Raw genomic sequence first — 612 nt, forward strand, 5'->3', positions numbered from 1 at the left:
TCTTCCGCCTCGCCGCCGAAGAGCACGTGCTCCTCCTGAGCCTGCACCACATCATCACCGATGGCTGGTCCATGGGTGTGCTGGTGCGCGAGGTGTCGGAGCTCTACGCGGCCTTCGTCGCAGGACGCTCCTCGCCCCTGCCCGCGCTGCCGCTCCAGTACGCCAGCTTCGCTTCGTGGCAGCGTCAGTGGCTGCTGGGTGAAGCGCTGGACACCCAGCTCTCCTACTGGCGGCAGCGGCTGGACCCCAACGCCGTGCTCCAGCTTCCGGGTGACAGGCCCCGTCCCGCCACCTCTTCCGCCCGTGGCGCCCGTCACACCGTCTGCCTGCCCGCGCAGCTCGCCGAGTCCTTGAAGGACCTGGGCGCGAGCGAGGGGCGCACCCTCTTCTCCGTCCTGCTCGCCGCCTTCAACGTCCTGCTCCACCGCTACTGCGGCCACGACGACGTCACCGTCGGCACCCCCATCGCCGGCCGCAACCGCGCCGACCTCGAGGGCCTCATCGGCCTGTTCGTCAACACCCTCGCGGTGCGCACTGACTTGTCCGGCGACCCGACCTTCCAGCAGCTCGTGGGCCGCGTCCACGAGACGGCCCTGGGCGCCTTCGCCCACC

At 70.8% G+C, this 612-nt stretch carries 1 protein-coding gene; it reads left to right on the forward strand.

What is annotated here, in order from left to right; genetic code table 11:
* Positions 1–612, forward strand: a 612-nt coding sequence (locus tag G4D86_RS51805; protein ID WP_240360978.1) for a condensation domain-containing protein, incomplete at both ends; no start/stop codon positions are given.

The organism is Pyxidicoccus caerfyrddinensis (assembly GCF_010894405.1).
Taxonomy (GTDB): Bacteria; Myxococcota; Myxococcia; order Myxococcales; family Myxococcaceae; genus Myxococcus; species Myxococcus caerfyrddinensis.